The organism is Mesorhizobium sp. M0047 (genome assembly GCF_040323315.1).
Classification (GTDB): Bacteria; Pseudomonadota; Alphaproteobacteria; order Rhizobiales; family Rhizobiaceae; genus Mesorhizobium.
On record NZ_JAMYUW010000013.1, the window covers coordinates 70,296 to 86,673 of the forward strand.

General features: G+C 61.9%; 17 protein-coding genes. 8 read left to right on the forward strand and 9 right to left on the reverse strand.

Annotated elements, in window-relative coordinates:
* Positions 1–132 precede the first annotated feature (132 nt).
* The 7 genes from NKJ89_RS14990 (at position 133) to NKJ89_RS15020 (ending at position 6,288) form a co-directional block, all read left to right on the forward strand.
* Positions 133–1,167, forward strand: coding sequence for a class I SAM-dependent methyltransferase (locus NKJ89_RS14990; RefSeq protein WP_023760730.1), 1,035 nt, complete (start codon positions 133–135; stop codon positions 1,165–1,167).
* 264 nt (positions 1,168–1,431) lie between these two features.
* Positions 1,432–2,073 (forward strand): 50S ribosomal protein L25/general stress protein Ctc, encoded by a 642-nt coding sequence (locus NKJ89_RS14995; protein WP_023760729.1) that lies wholly within the window; start codon positions 1,432–1,434, stop codon positions 2,071–2,073.
* Between the two features lie 23 nt (positions 2,074–2,096).
* Positions 2,097–2,822, forward strand: coding sequence for an aminoacyl-tRNA hydrolase (pth, locus tag NKJ89_RS15000; RefSeq protein WP_023760728.1), 726 nt, complete (start codon positions 2,097–2,099; stop codon positions 2,820–2,822).
* Positions 2,823–2,913: 91 nt separating this feature from the next.
* Positions 2,914–4,017: a redox-regulated ATPase YchF gene (gene ychF / locus NKJ89_RS15005; protein ID WP_352603474.1), complete on the forward strand. Its 1,104-nt coding sequence runs from the start codon at positions 2,914–2,916 to the stop codon at positions 4,015–4,017.
* Between the two features lie 222 nt (positions 4,018–4,239).
* Positions 4,240–5,214: a magnesium/cobalt transporter CorA gene (corA, locus tag NKJ89_RS15010; RefSeq protein ID WP_023760726.1), complete on the forward strand. Its 975-nt coding sequence runs from the start codon at positions 4,240–4,242 to the stop codon at positions 5,212–5,214.
* A gap of 127 nt (positions 5,215–5,341) precedes the next feature.
* The gene (locus tag NKJ89_RS15015; RefSeq protein WP_352603476.1) at positions 5,342–5,818 is read left to right on the forward strand and encodes a MaoC family dehydratase; all 477 of its coding nucleotides are present in this window, start codon (positions 5,342–5,344) and stop codon (positions 5,816–5,818) included.
* Complete coding sequence (locus tag NKJ89_RS15020) at positions 5,815–6,288, forward strand: MaoC family dehydratase (RefSeq protein ID WP_023760725.1); 474 nt, start codon at positions 5,815–5,817, stop codon at positions 6,286–6,288. The genes NKJ89_RS15015 and NKJ89_RS15020 overlap by 4 nt, the downstream gene beginning before the upstream one ends.
* 97 nt (positions 6,289–6,385) lie before the next feature.
* Here the strand turns inward: NKJ89_RS15020 and NKJ89_RS15025 are convergent, their stop codons facing one another.
* From NKJ89_RS15025 to petA, 5 genes are all read right to left on the reverse strand, one after another.
* A complete protein-coding gene (locus NKJ89_RS15025) occupies positions 6,386–6,931 on the reverse strand; it encodes an adenine phosphoribosyltransferase (protein WP_023760724.1) in 546 nt (181 codons plus the stop codon).
* Between the two features lie 9 nt (positions 6,932–6,940).
* Complete coding sequence (locus NKJ89_RS15030) at positions 6,941–8,086, reverse strand: alpha-hydroxy acid oxidase (RefSeq protein WP_352603478.1); 1,146 nt, start codon at positions 8,084–8,086, stop codon at positions 6,941–6,943.
* A gap of 182 nt (positions 8,087–8,268) precedes the next feature.
* Positions 8,269–9,141 carry a cytochrome c1 gene (locus tag NKJ89_RS15035; protein ID WP_023760722.1) on the reverse strand — a complete coding sequence of 291 codons (873 nt, stop codon included), beginning with the start codon at positions 9,139–9,141 and terminating at the stop codon, positions 8,269–8,271.
* 89 nt (positions 9,142–9,230) lie between these two features.
* Positions 9,231–10,532 carry a cytochrome b gene (locus NKJ89_RS15040; protein ID WP_352603480.1) on the reverse strand — a complete coding sequence of 434 codons (1,302 nt, stop codon included), beginning with the start codon at positions 10,530–10,532 and terminating at the stop codon, positions 9,231–9,233.
* A 16-nt stretch (positions 10,533–10,548) separates the two neighbouring features.
* On the reverse strand, positions 10,549–11,109 hold the full coding sequence (gene petA / locus NKJ89_RS15045; protein WP_352603482.1) for a ubiquinol-cytochrome c reductase iron-sulfur subunit: 561 nt from the start codon (positions 11,107–11,109) through the stop codon (positions 10,549–10,551).
* Positions 11,110–11,423: 314 nt separating this feature from the next.
* Here petA and NKJ89_RS15050 point away from each other — a divergent pair, with 314 nt between their 5' ends.
* The gene (locus tag NKJ89_RS15050; protein ID WP_352603484.1) at positions 11,424–11,768 is read left to right on the forward strand and encodes a cupin domain-containing protein; all 345 of its coding nucleotides are present in this window, start codon (positions 11,424–11,426) and stop codon (positions 11,766–11,768) included.
* A gap of 3 nt (positions 11,769–11,771) precedes the next feature.
* Here NKJ89_RS15050 and NKJ89_RS15055 read toward each other — a convergent pair whose 3' ends face one another.
* From NKJ89_RS15055 to NKJ89_RS15070, 4 genes are read right to left on the reverse strand one after another with little or no spacing between them, the layout of a single operon-like run.
* Positions 11,772–12,083, reverse strand: a complete 312-nt coding sequence (locus NKJ89_RS15055; protein WP_352603486.1) for a DUF6665 family protein — start codon at positions 12,081–12,083, stop codon at positions 11,772–11,774.
* 1 nt (position 12,084) lies between these two features.
* Positions 12,085–12,570, reverse strand: a complete 486-nt coding sequence (locus NKJ89_RS15060) for a GNAT family N-acetyltransferase (RefSeq protein WP_352603488.1) — start codon at positions 12,568–12,570, stop codon at positions 12,085–12,087.
* Positions 12,571–12,574: 4 nt separating this feature from the next.
* Positions 12,575–14,458: an ABC transporter ATP-binding protein gene (locus NKJ89_RS15065; RefSeq protein ID WP_352603490.1), complete on the reverse strand. Its 1,884-nt coding sequence runs from the start codon at positions 14,456–14,458 to the stop codon at positions 12,575–12,577.
* Positions 14,455–16,356 (reverse strand): ABC transporter ATP-binding protein, encoded by a 1,902-nt coding sequence (locus NKJ89_RS15070; RefSeq protein WP_352603492.1) that lies wholly within the window; start codon positions 16,354–16,356, stop codon positions 14,455–14,457. Before NKJ89_RS15070 ends, NKJ89_RS15065 begins: the two co-directional genes overlap by 4 nt.
* Positions 16,357–16,378: the final 22 nt, after the last annotated feature.

Below are 16,378 nucleotides of genomic sequence, written 5' to 3' on the forward strand. Positions count from 1 at the left end.
CCGGAAGAAGTGCAATGATTAAAGATGGTTAGCGGGAAATTAATCATAACGCTAAAATGCGCCCGGCCCATCATTGGCAAATGGAGCATTCTACGCAATAAGTTAACTGACTGTTAACTATGGAGCGTTGGTGTGCAAACCGTTCTTGATGGAAAAAGCCTGATTACTGCCGAGATGCTCGCCGGAAGTCTGCCTCGGGGAAGACCCGAGGATCACGGCGAAGTCTTCGAAACCGCTCGTGCAGAGCTTGCACTCATTCTCCATGCGACCCATCAGCAAATCGAACAAGGAAAGGACCCCGCCGAGGTCATTCGTAGTCTGATGTCGCACCTCAACGCGACACGTGCCAAAGTTCATCCCGACGTTTGGCAAGCATTGATACCGGTGGTGCAGAACCATCCGGTCCTGGAGTATTTTCTCGAGGATCCGCTTACGCGGTGGTCTTTCAGCAAGCCCAGAGGTTATGCTGGTGATGCGGAGTTGCTCGACTACATCTATTGTGATCCGCACGTGGCCGAGAGCGTGGCAAACGCCTCGGAGATCGGCAAGGCGCTCTATACCCATACCCAGGACGTCCCGTCTTGCGTCGCTGCACGGGAACGACGTGACCTATTGACCCGCTATGTCGATGAGATCGCGGCCAAGAACGGACCGGAAACCGAGATCCTGGCGATCGCGGCCGGGCATTTGCGGGAGGCCAATCGCTCGGTCGCCCTGGCGGAAGGACGTCTCAAGCGTTGGGTTGCGCTCGACCAGGATCCACAGAGCGTTGGGTTGATCGCACGTGACTTCCAGGGCACCGCGATCGAGGCGGTCGACGGGTCGGTGCGGACCGTGCTCACGAGGGGCCACAGGCTGGGCAAGTTCGACTTCATCTACGCCTCCGGCCTTTACGACTACCTCCAGCACAACGTCGCCGTAAAACTCACGAAGACCTGCCTGCAGATGTTGAAGCCGAACGGGACATTTCTCTTCGCGAACTACGCCGAGGACAATCCTGACGCCGGCTACCGGGAGACCTTCATGGACTGGGTGTTGCTGCTGCGATCGGAGGTCGACATGTGGAACATCGTCAATGCCAGCGTCGACCGCAACGCCGTCAACGCGCAGGTGTTCTTTGGCGAGAACCGCAACGTGCTCTATGCCGTCATCGAAAAGCGGGGATAATCACCGCCCCGAACTGCGCGCCGGCGGACGTGCCTTCGGCTGACGTGCCTTTGGCTTGCACCTCCGGCCGCCTTCCGCTATAGAGCCGCCACCCGCGTAGACACCCTTGGAGGCAACGCGGCGGAAGGCCGCCTTCCCGCACGATCCCGAAAAGTGGATTCCGGTTTTCGGACCAGATCATGCATGGGTATGTCGGCTTTCGACGTTTACAGTCAGGCAGGTTGCCAACCGTAAGCGCTCCAGAACAAACCGAAAGGAAATGCCATGAGCCACGACACTTACGAGCTCAAGGCCGAAGCACGCGAACAGGTCGGTAAGGGGTCCGCCCGTGCAGTTCGCCGCAACGGTAAAGTGCCTGCAGTAATCTATGGTGACAAGCAGCCTCCCCTGGCTATCGCACTCACCTACAAGGACATCTACTACAAGATCCATGGCGGCGGGTTTTTGACCACGATCGCCACGATCGATGTCGACGGCAAGAAGATCCAGGTCCTGCCGAAGGACTTCCAGCTCGACCCGGTCAAGGATTTCCCTGTCCATGTCGACTTCCTGCGCATCGGCAAGGACACCCAGGTCAATGTCGACGTGCCTGTCCATTTCATCAATGAGGACAGGTCGCCCGGCATCAAGCGCGGCGGCGTGCTCAACATCGTGCGTCACGAAGTCGAGTTCCACTGCCCGGCCAATGCGATCCCGGAATTCATCACCATCGATCTCACCGGCGCCAACATTGGCGACTCGATCCACATCTCGTCGGTCAAGCTGCCGGCTGGTGTGAAGCCCGTGATCTCCGACCGCGACTTCACCATCGCGACCATTGCCGGTTCGTCGGCGATGAAGCCGGAGGCGGAAGAGACGACTGAAGTGGCTGCACCCGAAGCGGCTCCCGCCGCCGAAGAGAAGTAACTCTTTCCCGCTCGGAGCAGACGATGCTTGTCTTTGCAGGCCTCGGCAATCCGGGCGCGAAATATGCCAACAACCGCCACAATGTCGGTTTCATGGCGGCGGACGCAATCGCCCGCCGCCATTCCTTTTCGCCCTGGTCGAAGAAATTCCAGGGCCTGATTTCAGAAGGCACGCTCGGCGGCGAAAAGATCGTCCTGATCAAGCCGCAGACCTTCATGAACCTGTCCGGCCAGTCGGTCGGCGAAGCGCTGCGCTTCTACAAGCTCGAGCTGTCCGCACTCACCGTCTTCTATGACGAGATCGATCTTGCCGAAGGCAAGCTGCGCATCAAGACCGGCGGCGGCGCCGGCGGCCATAACGGCATCCGCTCGATCGACGGCCATGTCGGCAACGCCTACCGCCGCGTGCGCATCGGCGTCGGTCACCCCGGCGTCAAGGAAATGGTCCAGCACCATGTGCTCGGCGATTTCGACAAGGTCGACCGCGAATGGCTCGAACCGCTGCTCGACGCAATCGCCGAGAACGCCGCCATGATCGCCAAGGGCGACGACTCCGGCTTCATGAACAAGGTCAGCCTCGCCGTCCAGGGCAAGGCCGGCGCGGAACCAGAAAAGCCGGCGCGGAAGCAGCAGGACTCCAAACACCAGAGCCACATTCGCCAGGCACGCCCGCAACAGGCCCCCGCCAAACTGCCTGAGACCGGCCCGATGGCCGCCATGCTGAAGAAGCTGTTCGGCGGCAAGGACTGAGCGGGATCGGCGCCACAGGGCTTGACGTTGATCACCCCTATCGCCCATAGCCCTGATCAAATTTCTATTTCCCTATAGGACCGGACAAAAAATGGGTTTCAAATGCGGCATCGTTGGCTTGCCCAACGTCGGCAAGTCGACGCTTTTCAACGCGTTGACCAGGACGGCGGCGGCGCAGGCCGCCAACTATCCGTTCTGCACCATCGAACCGAACACCGGCGAGGTAGCGGTGCCCGATCCGCGCCTGCAGAAGATCGCCGCCATCGGCAAGTCGAAGGAGATCATACCGACCCGCATCTCCTTCGTCGACATTGCCGGCCTGGTGCGCGGCGCCTCGAAGGGCGAAGGGCTGGGCAACCAGTTCCTCGCCAACATCCGCGAGGTCGACGCCATCGTGCATGTGCTACGCTGCTTCGAAGATGACGACATCACCCATGTCGAAGGCCGCATCGATCCTGTCGCCGACGCCGAGACAGTCGAGACCGAGCTGATGCTCGCCGACCTCGACAGTCTCGAGCGTCGCATCGTGCAGATCCGCAAGCGCGCCGGCAGCAAAGACAAGGAATCGACCACCGTGCTGCCGATGATGGAGGCAGCGCTCGAACTGCTGCAAGCCGGCAAGCCGACCCGCATCCTGCTTAAGGGCATCTCGGCGGAAGACCTGCGCATCCTGCAGGGGCTGAACCTTCTGACCTCGCACCCCGTGCTCTACGTCTGCAATGTCGCCGAGGCAGATGCCGCCACCGGCAACGAGCACACCAGCGCCGTGGAAAAGATGGCTGCCGCGCAGGGCGCCGGCACCGTGGTGATCTCGGCGGCGATCGAGGCGGAAGTCGCCCAGCTCTCCGACGAGGAAGAGATGGAATTTCTGTCCTCGCTGGGCCTCGACGAACCCGGCCTGAACAAGGTCATCCGCGCCGGCTACGATCTGTTGCATCTGATCACCTATTTCACCGTCGGGCCGAAGGAGACGCGCGCCTGGACCATCCACAAGGGCGACAAGGCCCCTCAGGCGGCCGGTGTCATCCACACCGATTTCGAGCGCGGCTTCATCCGCGCCCAGACCATCGCCTACAATGATTTCATCACGCTTGGCGGCGAAGTGGCGGCCAAGGAAGCCGGCAAGGCGCGTGACGAAGGCAAGGAATACGTGGTCCAGGACGGCGACATCCTGCTGTTCAAGTTCAACACCTGACGCCTCAAGCGGCCGGTATCCAAAACATCCCGGCGAGCTTTTTTCTCGACGAGTTCTTCCGAGCGGCCGACGCCCATCCGCCGGGCAGCCGCTTGTCTTGATTTTGTCATGCCACAGGTCTAAGCGGCAGGCGCGAGGTCGGCGCTGGCGCCGAGAACCGTGCAATCCGACACGACGCGTCAATCCGAACGCACCCTTTAATCCAGCAAGGGAGACCCGGCGATGATCAAGGCCTTCGTCGTGGACAATGACCGCCTGCGCGCCGTCGATGAACTCTTGGCAAACAGCGACAATGTCGTCTGGGCCGATCTGCTTAACCCGACCAAGGAAGAGGAAGCGGCGATCGAGGCGTGGCTCGGCGTCGCCATTCCGACGCGCGAGGAGATGGAGGAGATCGAGATTTCGAGCCGCCTCTATGTCGAGGATGGCGCCTACTTCATGACCGCCACCCTGCCCGCCCAGACCGAAATCGACGATCCCCTGATGTCGCCTGTCACCTTCGTGCTGGCCGGCACCAGGCTGATCACCGTGCGCTACCACGAACCGAAGGCCTTCAAGACCTTTCCGCAGCGCGCCGAGAAGGTGGCGACCGGCTGCACCAGCGGCGACACCATCCTGATCGGGCTGCTGGAGGCGATCGTCGACCGTCTCGCCGATATTCTGGAACGCGCCGGCCGCGACATCGAAGTAATCTCGCGCGACATCTTCGAGGCGCGGTCGACCAAGGTCTCCAAGCGCAACCGCGACTTCCAGGAGCTTTTGAAAGCGATCGGCCGCAAGGAGGACATCGCCTCCTCGATCCGCGACAGCCTGATCTCGCTGCAGCGCCTGGCCGGCTTTTTCGCCCATGCCTCGACCCGCACCAAGATGAGCAAGGACACCAAGGCGCGCATCAAGACGCTGTCCCGCGACGTGCTGTCGCTCGCCGACCACGCCACCTTCCTGTCGCAGAAGATTTCCTTCCTGCTCGACGCGACGCTTGGCATGATCTCGATCGAGCAGAACGCCATCATCAAGATCTTCTCGGTTGCCGCCGTCATCTTCCTGCCGCCGACGCTGGTCGCCTCGATCTACGGCATGAACTTCGACGTCATCCCCGAGCTGAAGTGGGAACTGGGCTACCCCTTCGCCATTGCCATGATGGTGCTGTCGGCGATCCTGCCGTTCTGGTATTTCCGTCGCCGCGGCTGGCTCTGATCCGCTTGTCAAAGGCCGTGCAGCCAGGTTCTGGCGTTATAGAAATCTCTTGACCAAATGGGCCGCGGCCTGCATCCGGAAACCTGGATCCGTAGGGATCGCAGGTTCGTGAGCCGGATTTCAGACCATGACTGCAAAACCAAAAACCTGGGCCTATGAGGATTTCGTCGAGGGCGCATCGCTCGATCTTGGCTCGAAGCTGGTGAGCGCCGCCGAGATCGTCGAATTCGCTGGAGAATTCGACCCGCAGCCGATGCATCTCGACGAGGAAGCCGGCAAGGCCAGCATTCTGCGCGGGCTGGCCGCCTCGGGCTGGCACACCTGCGCCATGTTCATGCGCATGCTGTGCGATGCGTTCCTGCTGGACTCCACCTGCCAGGGCGCACCCGGTGTCGACCATGTCAAATGGAAGAAGCCGGTCCTGGCCGGCGACCAGCTCACCGGCACCCTAGTGGTTGTTGCCAAGCGCCTGTCGAAATCGAAGCCGCAACTCGGCTTCGTGACAATGCGCAGCGAGCTGTTCAACCAGCGTGGCGAAAGCGTCTTCGAGCTTGAGAATTCCGCCATGTTCCTCACGCGCGATGCCACGGGGAACCAAGCATGACACTGGACGATTTCTTCCGCATCGGCACCACCGTGACGCTCGGCTCGCACACATTCGAGCCTGAGGCGATCAAGGCGTTCGCACGCAAATACGACCCACAAATCTTCCATGTCGACGAGGACGCAGCCAAGAAGAGCGTGCTCGGCGGGCTCTGCGCATCCGGCTGGCACACGGCGGCAACCTGGATGAAACTCAATCTCGAAAACCGCATGGATGCCGAGATCGCGGCGTGGAGCGGCCCCGGTCCGGTGCCGGAATTTGGCCCCTCGCCCGGTTTCAAGAACCTGAAATGGCTGAAGCCGGTCTATGCCGGGCAAACCATCACTTTCACGCGCACGGCGCTGTCGCACCGCCCGATCGCCTCACGCCCCGGCTGGCGGCTGCTGGCCCTGCGATGTGAGGCTTTTGAGTCGACCGGCGACATGGTGCTGGAGTTCGAGAGCGCGGTGCTGGTGAAGACGGGTGAGTAGCCGGTTCGGCGAATTCATCGTGCCAGCGGCACGATGAAAGGCCAACGAATGCTGCGAAGCAGCGGGGACCGCCCGGGCGGTCGTGATCAATCGCTTTTCAAACCCCTTCAAACCCAATCAGCGTCCGCACCGGCACGCCGAGCGCTTCGAGCTTGGCGCGGCCGCCCAGGTCCGGCAGGTCGATGACGAAGCAGGCCGCGAGGATATCCGCACCGATCTGGCGCAGCAGCTTGACCGCCGCCTCAGCGGTGCCGCCGGTGGCGATCAGATCGTCGACCAGGATCACCTTCTCGCCGGGCGAAACGCCGTCCTTGTGCATCTCCATCTCGTCCAGCCCGTATTCCAGGCTGTAGGCGACGCGCACCGTCTCGAAGGGTAGCTTACCCTTCTTGCGGATCGGTACGAAACCCGCCGAGAGCTGATGGGCGACGGCGCCGCCGAGGATGAAGCCGCGCGCCTCGATGCCGGCGATCTTGTCGACCTTCTGGCCGGCATAAGGATGCACCAGCTCGTCGATGGCGCGGCGGAAGGCGCGCGCATTGCTGAGCAGCGTGGTGATGTCGCGAAACAGGATGCCGGGCTTGGGATAGTCCGGAATGGTGCGGATCGCGGCAAGCAGCGTGTCTTCTAGTGAGGATTTCATGTGTCGAGATTACCTGAAACGGAGGTTGTTGCGCGACAATTGTTCGATCGAACTGCAGCCCATCAGCTTCATGCCGCGTTCGATCTCGGCCCGCATCAGTTCAAGCGCCCGTTCGACGCCGGGCTGGCCGGCCGCTGCCAACGGGAACAGATAATAGCGGCCGACGCCGACGGCCTTGGCGCCGAGCGACAGCGCCTTCAGCACATGCGTGCCGCGCTGCACACCGCCATCCATGATGACGTCGATCCTGTCTCCGACCGCATCGACGATCTCGGCAAGCTGGTCGAACGCCGCCCGCGAGCCATCCAGCTGCCGGCCGCCATGGTTCGACAGCACAATTCCGCTGCAGCCGATGTCCACGGCACGCCTGGCATCCTCAACCGACATGACGCCCTTAAGGCAGAACGGACCCGACCACAGCTTGACCATCTCGGCGACGTCGTCCCATGTCATCGACGGGTCGAGCATCTCGGTGAAGTAGCGGCTGATCGACATCGTGCCGCCACCCATGTCGGCATGCTCGTCGAGTTGCGGCAGCTTGAACCCCTCATGGGTGAAATAGTTGATCGCCCAGGCCGGCTTGAGCGCGAACTGCAGCATCCCGGCCAGATTGAGCTTGAAGGGAATGGCGAAGCCGGTGCGTTTGTCGCGCTCGCGATTTCCCCCGGTGATGCTGTCGACGGTCAGCATCATCACCTCGACGCCAACCCCCTTTGCCCGCTGCATCATCGCCCGATTGAGTGCGCGATCTCTATGGAAATAGAACTGATAGACCTGCGGGCTGCTGCTGATCCGGCGCGCTTCTTCAAGGCTGACGGTGCCAAGCGAGGAGACCCCGAACATCGTGCCATATTTGGCGGCGGCCTTGGCGACCGCGCGCTCGCCCTGATGGTGGAACAGCCGCTGCAAGGCGGTCGGCGAGCAATAGAACGGCATCGCCAGCTTCTGGCCCATGACCGTCACCGACATGTCAATCTCGCTCACCCCGCGCAAGACATTGGGAACCAGGTCGCAGGTGTCAAAGCTTTCAGTGTTGCGGCGGTAAGTGACCTCATCGTCCGCCGCGCCGTCGATGTAGTTGAAGATCGGCCCCGGCAGCCGCTGCTGCGCCATGCGGCGGAAATCGGAAAAGTTGTGACAGTCGCTGAGCCGCATCATCGAAATCCAAACACCATGCCGTCGACAATTCTTTTTTCAAAGATGCTGTGTGGCATACCACAGGGCGCCGTGCCAACGGACCTGTGCGACAAGAACGCACCTGACCACCAGATCGCCAACCCCCGTTCAGCAAAAAGGGCGCCCCTCGGCGCCCTTTTGTGATCAATTGGCTGTGTCGCTTAATGCGCCACGCCTTCCCACACCTTGCGCTTGGTGAGATAGACCAGCGCACCGAACAGCAACAGGAACACCAGAACGCGGAAGCCGGTCTTCTTACGGTCTTCCATGTGCGGCTCGGCCGCCCACATCAGGAAGGCCGCAACGTCGCGGGAATACTGGTCGACGGTCTGTGGCGAGCCGTCGTCATAAGTCACCTGACCATCGGACAACGGCTTTGGCATTTTCAGCGACACGCTGGACATGAAGTACGGATTGTAGTGGGTGCCTTCCGGGATCACCATGCCGGCCGGCGGCGTCTGGTCGTAGCCGGTCAGCAGCGAATGGATATAGTCGGGACCGCCCGCGTCGTACTGCGTGAAGATGTCGAAGACGAATTGCGGAAAGCCGCGCTCGACGCCGCGTGCCTTGGCCAGCAGCGACATGTCGGGCGGTGCAGCACCGCCATTGGAGGCAGCGGCGGCCTCGTCATTGGCGAAGGGCGCCGGGAAATGATCGGACGGCTTGCCGGGACGGTCGAACATGTCGCCGGCATCGTTGGGGCCGTCATGAATCGTGTACTCCGCCGACAGCGTCTTGATCTGGGCATCGGAATAGCCGAGGTCCGACAGCGTGCGGAAGGCCACCAGGTTCATCGAATGGCAGGCCGAGCAGACTTCCTTGTAGACCTTGAGGCCGCGCTGCAGCTGCGCCTTGTCATAGGTGCCGAACGGGCCGGTGAAGCTCCAGCTCATTTCCTTCGGCTCGTTGATCGGGAAATGCGTCGGATTGGCCGCGTTGTGTGCCTCTTCGGCGGCGACCGCCCAAGTGCTTGCTGCCCCGGTGCCGGCGGCCACAAGGCCGATCAGCGCCATCGAGGTGAGAATCTTTTTCATGCCAAATCCCCTTAGATTCTCTACCCGTCTGTCTTCCTGCTTGAGCATGGCCTTGTCCGGAAACTGGTTCCCACTTTTCGGGATCATGCTCAGCCCTTGGTCTCTGGTGCGGCCGTGGCGCCAGCCGGATGTCCGCCACCGCCCTTGTTCTTCTCGAGAACTGCTTCGGTGATCGAGTTCGGCAGCCTTCGCGGCGTCTCGATCAGACCGAGCACAGGCAGGGCGACCAGGAAGAAGGCGAAGTAGACCAGCGTCGCCATCTGCGCCATGAACACATAGCTGCCTTCCGCCGGCTGCGAGCCCAACCAGCCCAGCAGGACGGCATCGGCCACGAACACCCAGAAGAACAGCTTGTACCAGGGCCGATAGACGGCCGACCGCACCTTCGAGGTGTCGAGCCACGGCACCAGGAACAACATGACGATCGCGCCGAACAGGCACAGAACGCCGCCGAGCTTGGAGTTGATCGGCCCGACATTGAAGGTGATGGCGCGCAGGATGGCGTAGAACGGCAGGAAGTACCATTCCGGCACGATATGGGCCGGGGTCTTCAGCGGGTTGGCGACCGTGTAGTTGTCGGGATGGCCGAGATAGTTCGGCAGGTAGAAGACGAAATAGGCGAAGAAGAACAAGAACACGAGCATGCCGAACGCGTCCTTGATGGTCGCATAAGGGGTGAACGCAACGGTGTCGGTCTTCGACTTGACCTCGATGCCGGTCGGGTTCGACTGGCCGACGACATGCAGCGCCCAGACGTGCAGCACGACGACGCCGGCAATCATGAACGGCAGCAGGTAATGCAGCGCAAAGAAGCGATTCAGCGTCGGGTTATCGACAGCAAAGCCGCCGAGCAGCAGCTGCTGGATCCAGTCGCCGACCAGCGGAATGGCCGTGAAGAAGCCGGTGATGACCGTGGCGCCCCAGAAGCTCATCTGGCCCCAGGGCAGCACGTAGCCCATGAAGCCGGTCGCCATCATCAGGAGATAGATGATGCAGCCGAGGATCCACAGCAGCTCCCGCGGCGCCTTGTAGGAGCCGTAATAAAGGCCACGGAAGATGTGGATATAAACGGCGATGAAGAAGAACGACGCGCCGTTCGAATGCAAGTAGCGCAGCAGCCAGCCCGAATTCACGTCGCGCATGATCTTTTCGACTGAGCCGAAGGCAAGATTGCTATCGGCCGTGTAGTGCATGGCCAGCACGATGCCGGTCAGCATCTGTGCTACCAGCATGATCGCCAGGATGCCGCCGAAGGTCCACGCATAGTTGAGGTTGCGCGGCACCGGATAGGCGATGAAGCTGTCATAGACCAGCCGCGGCAGCGGCATGCGGGCGTCGAACCAGCGTCCGAGACCGGTTTTGGGCGTATAGGTCGAGTGTCCCTCGCTCATCGAAATATCCCCTGCCTCAACCGATAAGGATCTTGGTATCGGAAATGAACTTGAATACCGGCACCGCCATGTTCTCCGGGGCCGGGCCTTTGCGGATGCGTCCGGCGGTATCGTATTGCGATCCGTGGCACGGGCAGAACCAGCCGCCGAAATCGCCTTCCTGGCCGAGCGGAATGCAGCCCAGATGCGTGCAGACCTGAACCATCACCATCCAGGCTTCCTTGCCGGGCGTGGTGCGGTTGGCATCGGTCGCCGGTGCGTCGGCCGGCAGATTGGCGTTGCGCGCGATCGGGTCCTTGAGATCGGCCAGCTTGACCGCCTCGCCGTCCTTCATTTCCTGTTCGGTGCGGTTGCGCACCACGACGGGCTTGCCGCGCCACTTGACGATCAGCGACATGCCCGGCGTCAGCGAGGCAACGTCGACCTCGACCGATGCGAGCGCCAGCGTCGAGGCATCGGGGCGCATCTGGTCGATGAACGGCCACGCGAATGCACCCGCGCCGACCATTGCGGCCATGCCGGTGGCGACGTAGAGAAAATCACGACGGTTGGGATCCTGGGTGTCGGTTGCGCTCACGGGTGCCTGATCCTTTCGCCTCTTCCGTGCCGGTGGCTGAGCCTTTTTCCCCGCTCAATTACGCCAACCCGACAGCGCATGGCGAACAGGCTTGCGAATTCCTCCGGCATTTGGACCTCGGTTTATGCGTGAAGCCCGTTTTTGTCCAGACGGATCAAGGCACAAGGGCAGATTGTCGCGGGGACAAAATCCGCCGCCGGGCAATGCGACGCCGGATAGCAGTCAAACATCGCTAAGCAGCAGGGAAACAACCGCAAATCCGATGCCCTTGTGCGCCTCGACACAAGGCGCCAGCCGGGTCTATCCTTACCATCATGGCACACGTGATAGACCGCGACACCTGGGCCGTTCGCTCCGACCGCTGGGAGGGCGAACTGCAATGCGGCGCCTACGGCTCCAACTCCTGCCTGATCTTCAACTACCTGCCCGATGTCGGCTGCGGTCCTCGGCTGCACACGCATCCCTACGCAGAGATCTTCATCATCCGTCAGGGCACCGGACTGTTCACGGTCGGCGACAAGGAGATCGAAGCCTCCTCCGGCCAGATCCTGATCGTGCCACCCAACACGCCGCACAAATTCACCAATCTCGGCCCAGGCCCGCTGGAAACGACCGACATCCACGAGAACGGCAGCTTGATCACCGAATGGCTTGAATGATCTCTAGGTCGCGCCGAGCCTCGCTAATACGGCCTTCGGGATGTTGTATTCCCGGATCACGGCGTCATGCCTACGCAACCCGCACAGCTCGCGCTGGATGAAATAGCCGTGCACCGCCTCGGCGGCCTCCTTGAGCAGCCGGGAGCGCAGCTGCTCGTCGCTGTTGTCGCGCAGCCTGGCCAGTGTTTCCTCGACCCGCTGGCCGGCGCGGCCGAGTGCGGCCGCCTTCTCCGCCAATATCTCATGGCCGAGGGCGTCGAAGGCGACCTCGGCAGCCGAGGCGCCGGCAAGATGAGATGGCGGACGCAAGGACATTTCAGCCTCCTTTCCCAAAAATCATGTGGTGGGTGACGAATTCTTCGCCTTCCACGCGCAGAAAGCCAAGCCGTTCATAGAAACCGAAGGCTTCGTGCGGCGCGCGTGTGTTCAGCACGGCGAAATGGCGACGCGCCCTGTCGACGACGGTCTCGACCAGCATCCGGCCGAGGCCGGTGCGACGGTGACGCGCACTGACGAACAGGTGCCGAACCCGGCCATGGTCCGTGCCCTCGAAATAAGGATCGATGTTAAGCCCGCACACACCGACAAGTTCCCGGCCATTCCAGGCGCCGTACAGCGCCTCGCCGCGCCTCAGGAACTTGTTGCGGCGGCTTGCCCAGCCATCTCCCAGGCGCACCAGCATCCAGTAGCCTTCCAGCCGGCTTTCCTGCTTCAGCGTATCGAAGGCCGCGGTAGTTGGCCGGAGCCGCTTGAGTACATAGCTCACCCTGGGGCCGATCTCTGGGTCCGCAGATCCAACCATGGAGCTACTCCGCCGGGCGTGTCTCTTCGAGCACGCTGTCCTCGTGATAGAGAAAACCGCCGGACTGGCGTTTCCACAGCCGCGCATAGAGCCCATCGAACCCTACCAGCTGGTCATGCGTGCCTTGTTCGACGATGCGGCCACCGTCGAGCACCACCAACCGGTCGAGCGCGGCGATCGTCGACAACCGGTGGGCGATGGCGATGACCGTCTTGTTCTCCATCAGCCGCGTGAGATTCTCCTGGATCGCCGCCTCGATGTCGGAATCGAGCGCCGAGGTTGCTTCATCGAGAATCAGGATCGGGGCGTCCTTGAGGAAGACGCGGGCGATCGCCACGCGTTGGCGCTGGCCGCCCGACAGTTTGACACCGCGCTCGCCGACAAAGGCCTCGTAGCCGACACGATCCCTATTGTCGCGCAGGCCCAGGATGAACTCGTGCGCCTCGGCCTTCTTTGCCGCCGCGATCACTTGCGTCTCGGTCGCGCCAGGCATGCCGAGCTTGATGTTATCGCGCAGCGAACGGTGGAACAGGGCCGTGTCCTGGCTGACGATGCCGATATTGGCGCGCAGCGAATTCTGGGTGACATCGGAGACGTTCTGACCATCGATGGTGATTAGCCCGCGTTCCAGGTCATAGAGCCGCAGGATCAAATTGGCGAGAGTCGTCTTGCCGGCGCCCGACGGCCCGACCAGCCCGACCTTTTCGCCCGGCCGCACCGTAAGGTCGATGCCGTTAAGCACGCCGGATCCTTTGCCGTAATGGAACTCGACGTTCTTCACCTCGATGCGACCGCCGGCCACCACGAGTTCCTTCGCGTCGGGTGCATCGATCAGGCCGAGCGGCTGCGAGATCAATGCCTTGGAATTTTCCAGCACGCCGAGGTTTCGCAATATGCTGTTAAGCTGCATCATCAGCCGCCCGAGCAGCATGTTGAGCCGCAGCACCAGCGACAGCGTGAAAGCGACCGCGCCGACGGTGATCGAGCCTTCGACCCAGAGATAGACGGCAAAGCAGCCGATTGCCGTGATCATAGTGCCCGACAGCGTCGTCAGCGCCATTCGCACGCCGGTCAGCCGGCGGGTGAAGGGGCGCAGCGCGTCGAGATAGATGTCGAAGCCGTTTTTGATGTAGCGGTCGTCGCCGTCGGCCGAGAACAGTTTCAGCGTCTGCACGTTGGAATAGGAATCGACGATGCGGCCAGTGATCATCGAGCCGGCTTCGGCGGTTTCCTCCGCGTGCTTGCGGATCGCCGGCAGATAGAGCTTGGCCAGCCAGCCGAAGGCGGAAATCCAGATCACCACCAGCACCGCCAGTCTGAGATCGAGGCCAGCGACCAGCGCCAGCGTCGTCACCGTGTAGACGATCATGAACCAGACGACCTCGATGAAGCTTTCCATCAGGTCGCCGGTCGCCTGGCCTGCCTGCCAGACCTTGGTGGCAATGCGGCCGGCAAAATCGTTCTGGAAGAAGGCGTAGGACTGGCGCGACACATGCCTGTGCGCCTGCCAGCGCACCAGATTGTAGAAGCCGGGCGTGATCGTCTGTTCGTCGACCAGCGCCGACAGGCCAACGACGATGGTCCGGATGACCAGCACCACCGCGATCATGAACACCAGTTCAGGGCCGGCGGCATTCCACAAGGCATGCCAGCTGCGCTCGGCGGGAAGCTGGTCGAGAATATCGACCAGCCGCCCGACGAAGTAGAACAGGCCGGCCTCCACCAGCGGCGCGATGCCGCCAATGACCAGCATGGCGAAGAAGGCGAACTTCGCCTGGCCGACATAGTGCCAGAGAAAGCCGCCGACGCTGGTCGGTGGCCGAAGATTCGCTGGCTCCCTGAACGGATAGACCCAGTTCTCGAACCAGCGATAGACGGCAGTCATCATTCGGCAGCTTGGCCCTTTGCAAGTGCGTCATTTGCGGCGTCAGCTGGGGCGGCGTCGGCCGGACCGTCCTCGAGCAGGAACCCGCCCGACTGGCGCTGCCAGAGCTGCGCGTAGAGCCCGCCCTTGGCGACGAGTTCGTCGTGCCAACCTTCCTCGATGACGCGGCCCTTGTCCATCACCACCAGCCTGTCCATCGCCGCGATGGTCGACAGCCGGTGCGCGATGGCGATGACGGTCTTGCCTTGCATAAGCTTGTAGAGATTCTCCTGGATTGCCGCCTCGGCTTCGGAATCAAGCGCCGAGGTGGCCTCGTCAAGGATAAGTATGGGCGCGTCTTTCAACATAACGCGAGCAATTGCGATGCGTTGCCGCTGGCCGCCGGACAATTTGACACCGCGATCGCCGACATGGGCATCGAAGCCCTTGCGGTCGCTGGCGTCCGAAAGCCCTGATATGAAATCCAGCGCCTCGGCGCGCCGCGCTGCCTCGACAAGCATTTCTTCCGCGGCGTCGGGCCTGCCATAGAGGATGTTATCGCGCACGGAACGATGCAGCAGCGAGGTGTCCTGCGTGACCATGCCGATCTGGGCGCGCAGCGAATCCTGCGTCACACCAGCGATCTCTTGGCCGTCGATCAGGATCTTTCCGCTCTCCAGGTCGTAGAAACGCAGCAGGAGATTGACCAGCGTCGACTTGCCGGCGCCCGAGCGGCCGACAATACCGACCTTTTCTCCCGGCTTCACCGCCAGCGACAGGTCCTCGATCACCCCTTTCCGCTTGCCATAATGGAAGCGGATATTCTCGAAGCGGATCTCGCCCTTGGAGACGGCGATGTCCTTGGCGCCCGGCCTGTCCTCGACCAGACGCGGCAACGAGATCGAGGCGATGCCGTCCTGCACCGTGCCGATATTCTCGAACAGGCCCGACATTTCCCACATGATCCATTGCGACATGCCCCACAGCCTGAGCACGAGTCCGATGACCACGGCGACAGCGCCGATCGTGACCGACTGCCCGAGCCACAGCCACAGCGCCATCGCCGTGACCGAAAACAAGAGCAGCGAATTCATGATGTAGAGCAGGCCGAAAAGCACCGTCACCAGCCGCATCGACCGATAGACGGTCTGGAGGAAGCCGGCCATGCCTTCCCGCGCAAACGAAGCCTCGCGGCGTGCATGGCTGAACAGCTTGACCGTCTGGATGTTGGAGTAGCTGTCGACGACACGCCCGGTCATGGTCGAGCGCGCATTGGCCTGCTCCTCGCCGACCTTGCCCAGCTTCGGAATGAAATAGCGCAGCAACAGGATGTAGCCGACCAGCCAGACGCCCAGAGGCGACGCCAGCCGCCAGTCGGCCGAACCGACGATGAACAGCATGCCAAGAAAATAGACGATGACGTAGTTCAGGACGTCGATCAGCTTGATGACGCATTCGCGCACGGCGAGCGCGGTCTGCATCAGCTTGGTCGCTATGCGGCCGGCGAACTCGTCCTGGTAGAAGCTCATCGACTGCTTGAGCAGGTAGCGATGCACCTGCCAGCGGATGCGCATGGGATAGTTGCCCATCAATGTCTGCTGGTTGAGAAGCGAATGCAGCCATACCGTGCCCGGCAACGCGAACAGCACGATGAAGGCCATGCCGGCGAGCTTCCAGGCTTCCGTCTGCAGGAAGGTTTCGCGATTCTGCCCCGACAGCCAGTCGACGATGCGGCCGAGGAAGCCGAACATCCACACTTCCGCGATCGCGATGGCCGTCACCAGCACCGCGTCGAGAAGGATGTAGGGCCAGGCACCGCGCGTATAATGCACGCAGAAGGCCACCAGCGTCCTGGGCGGCTCGACCGGTTCCGCCGCGGGGAACGGATCGAGCCGTCTTTCAAACCAGCTAAACAACAACATAGGTCATGCTCATGAACTCTGT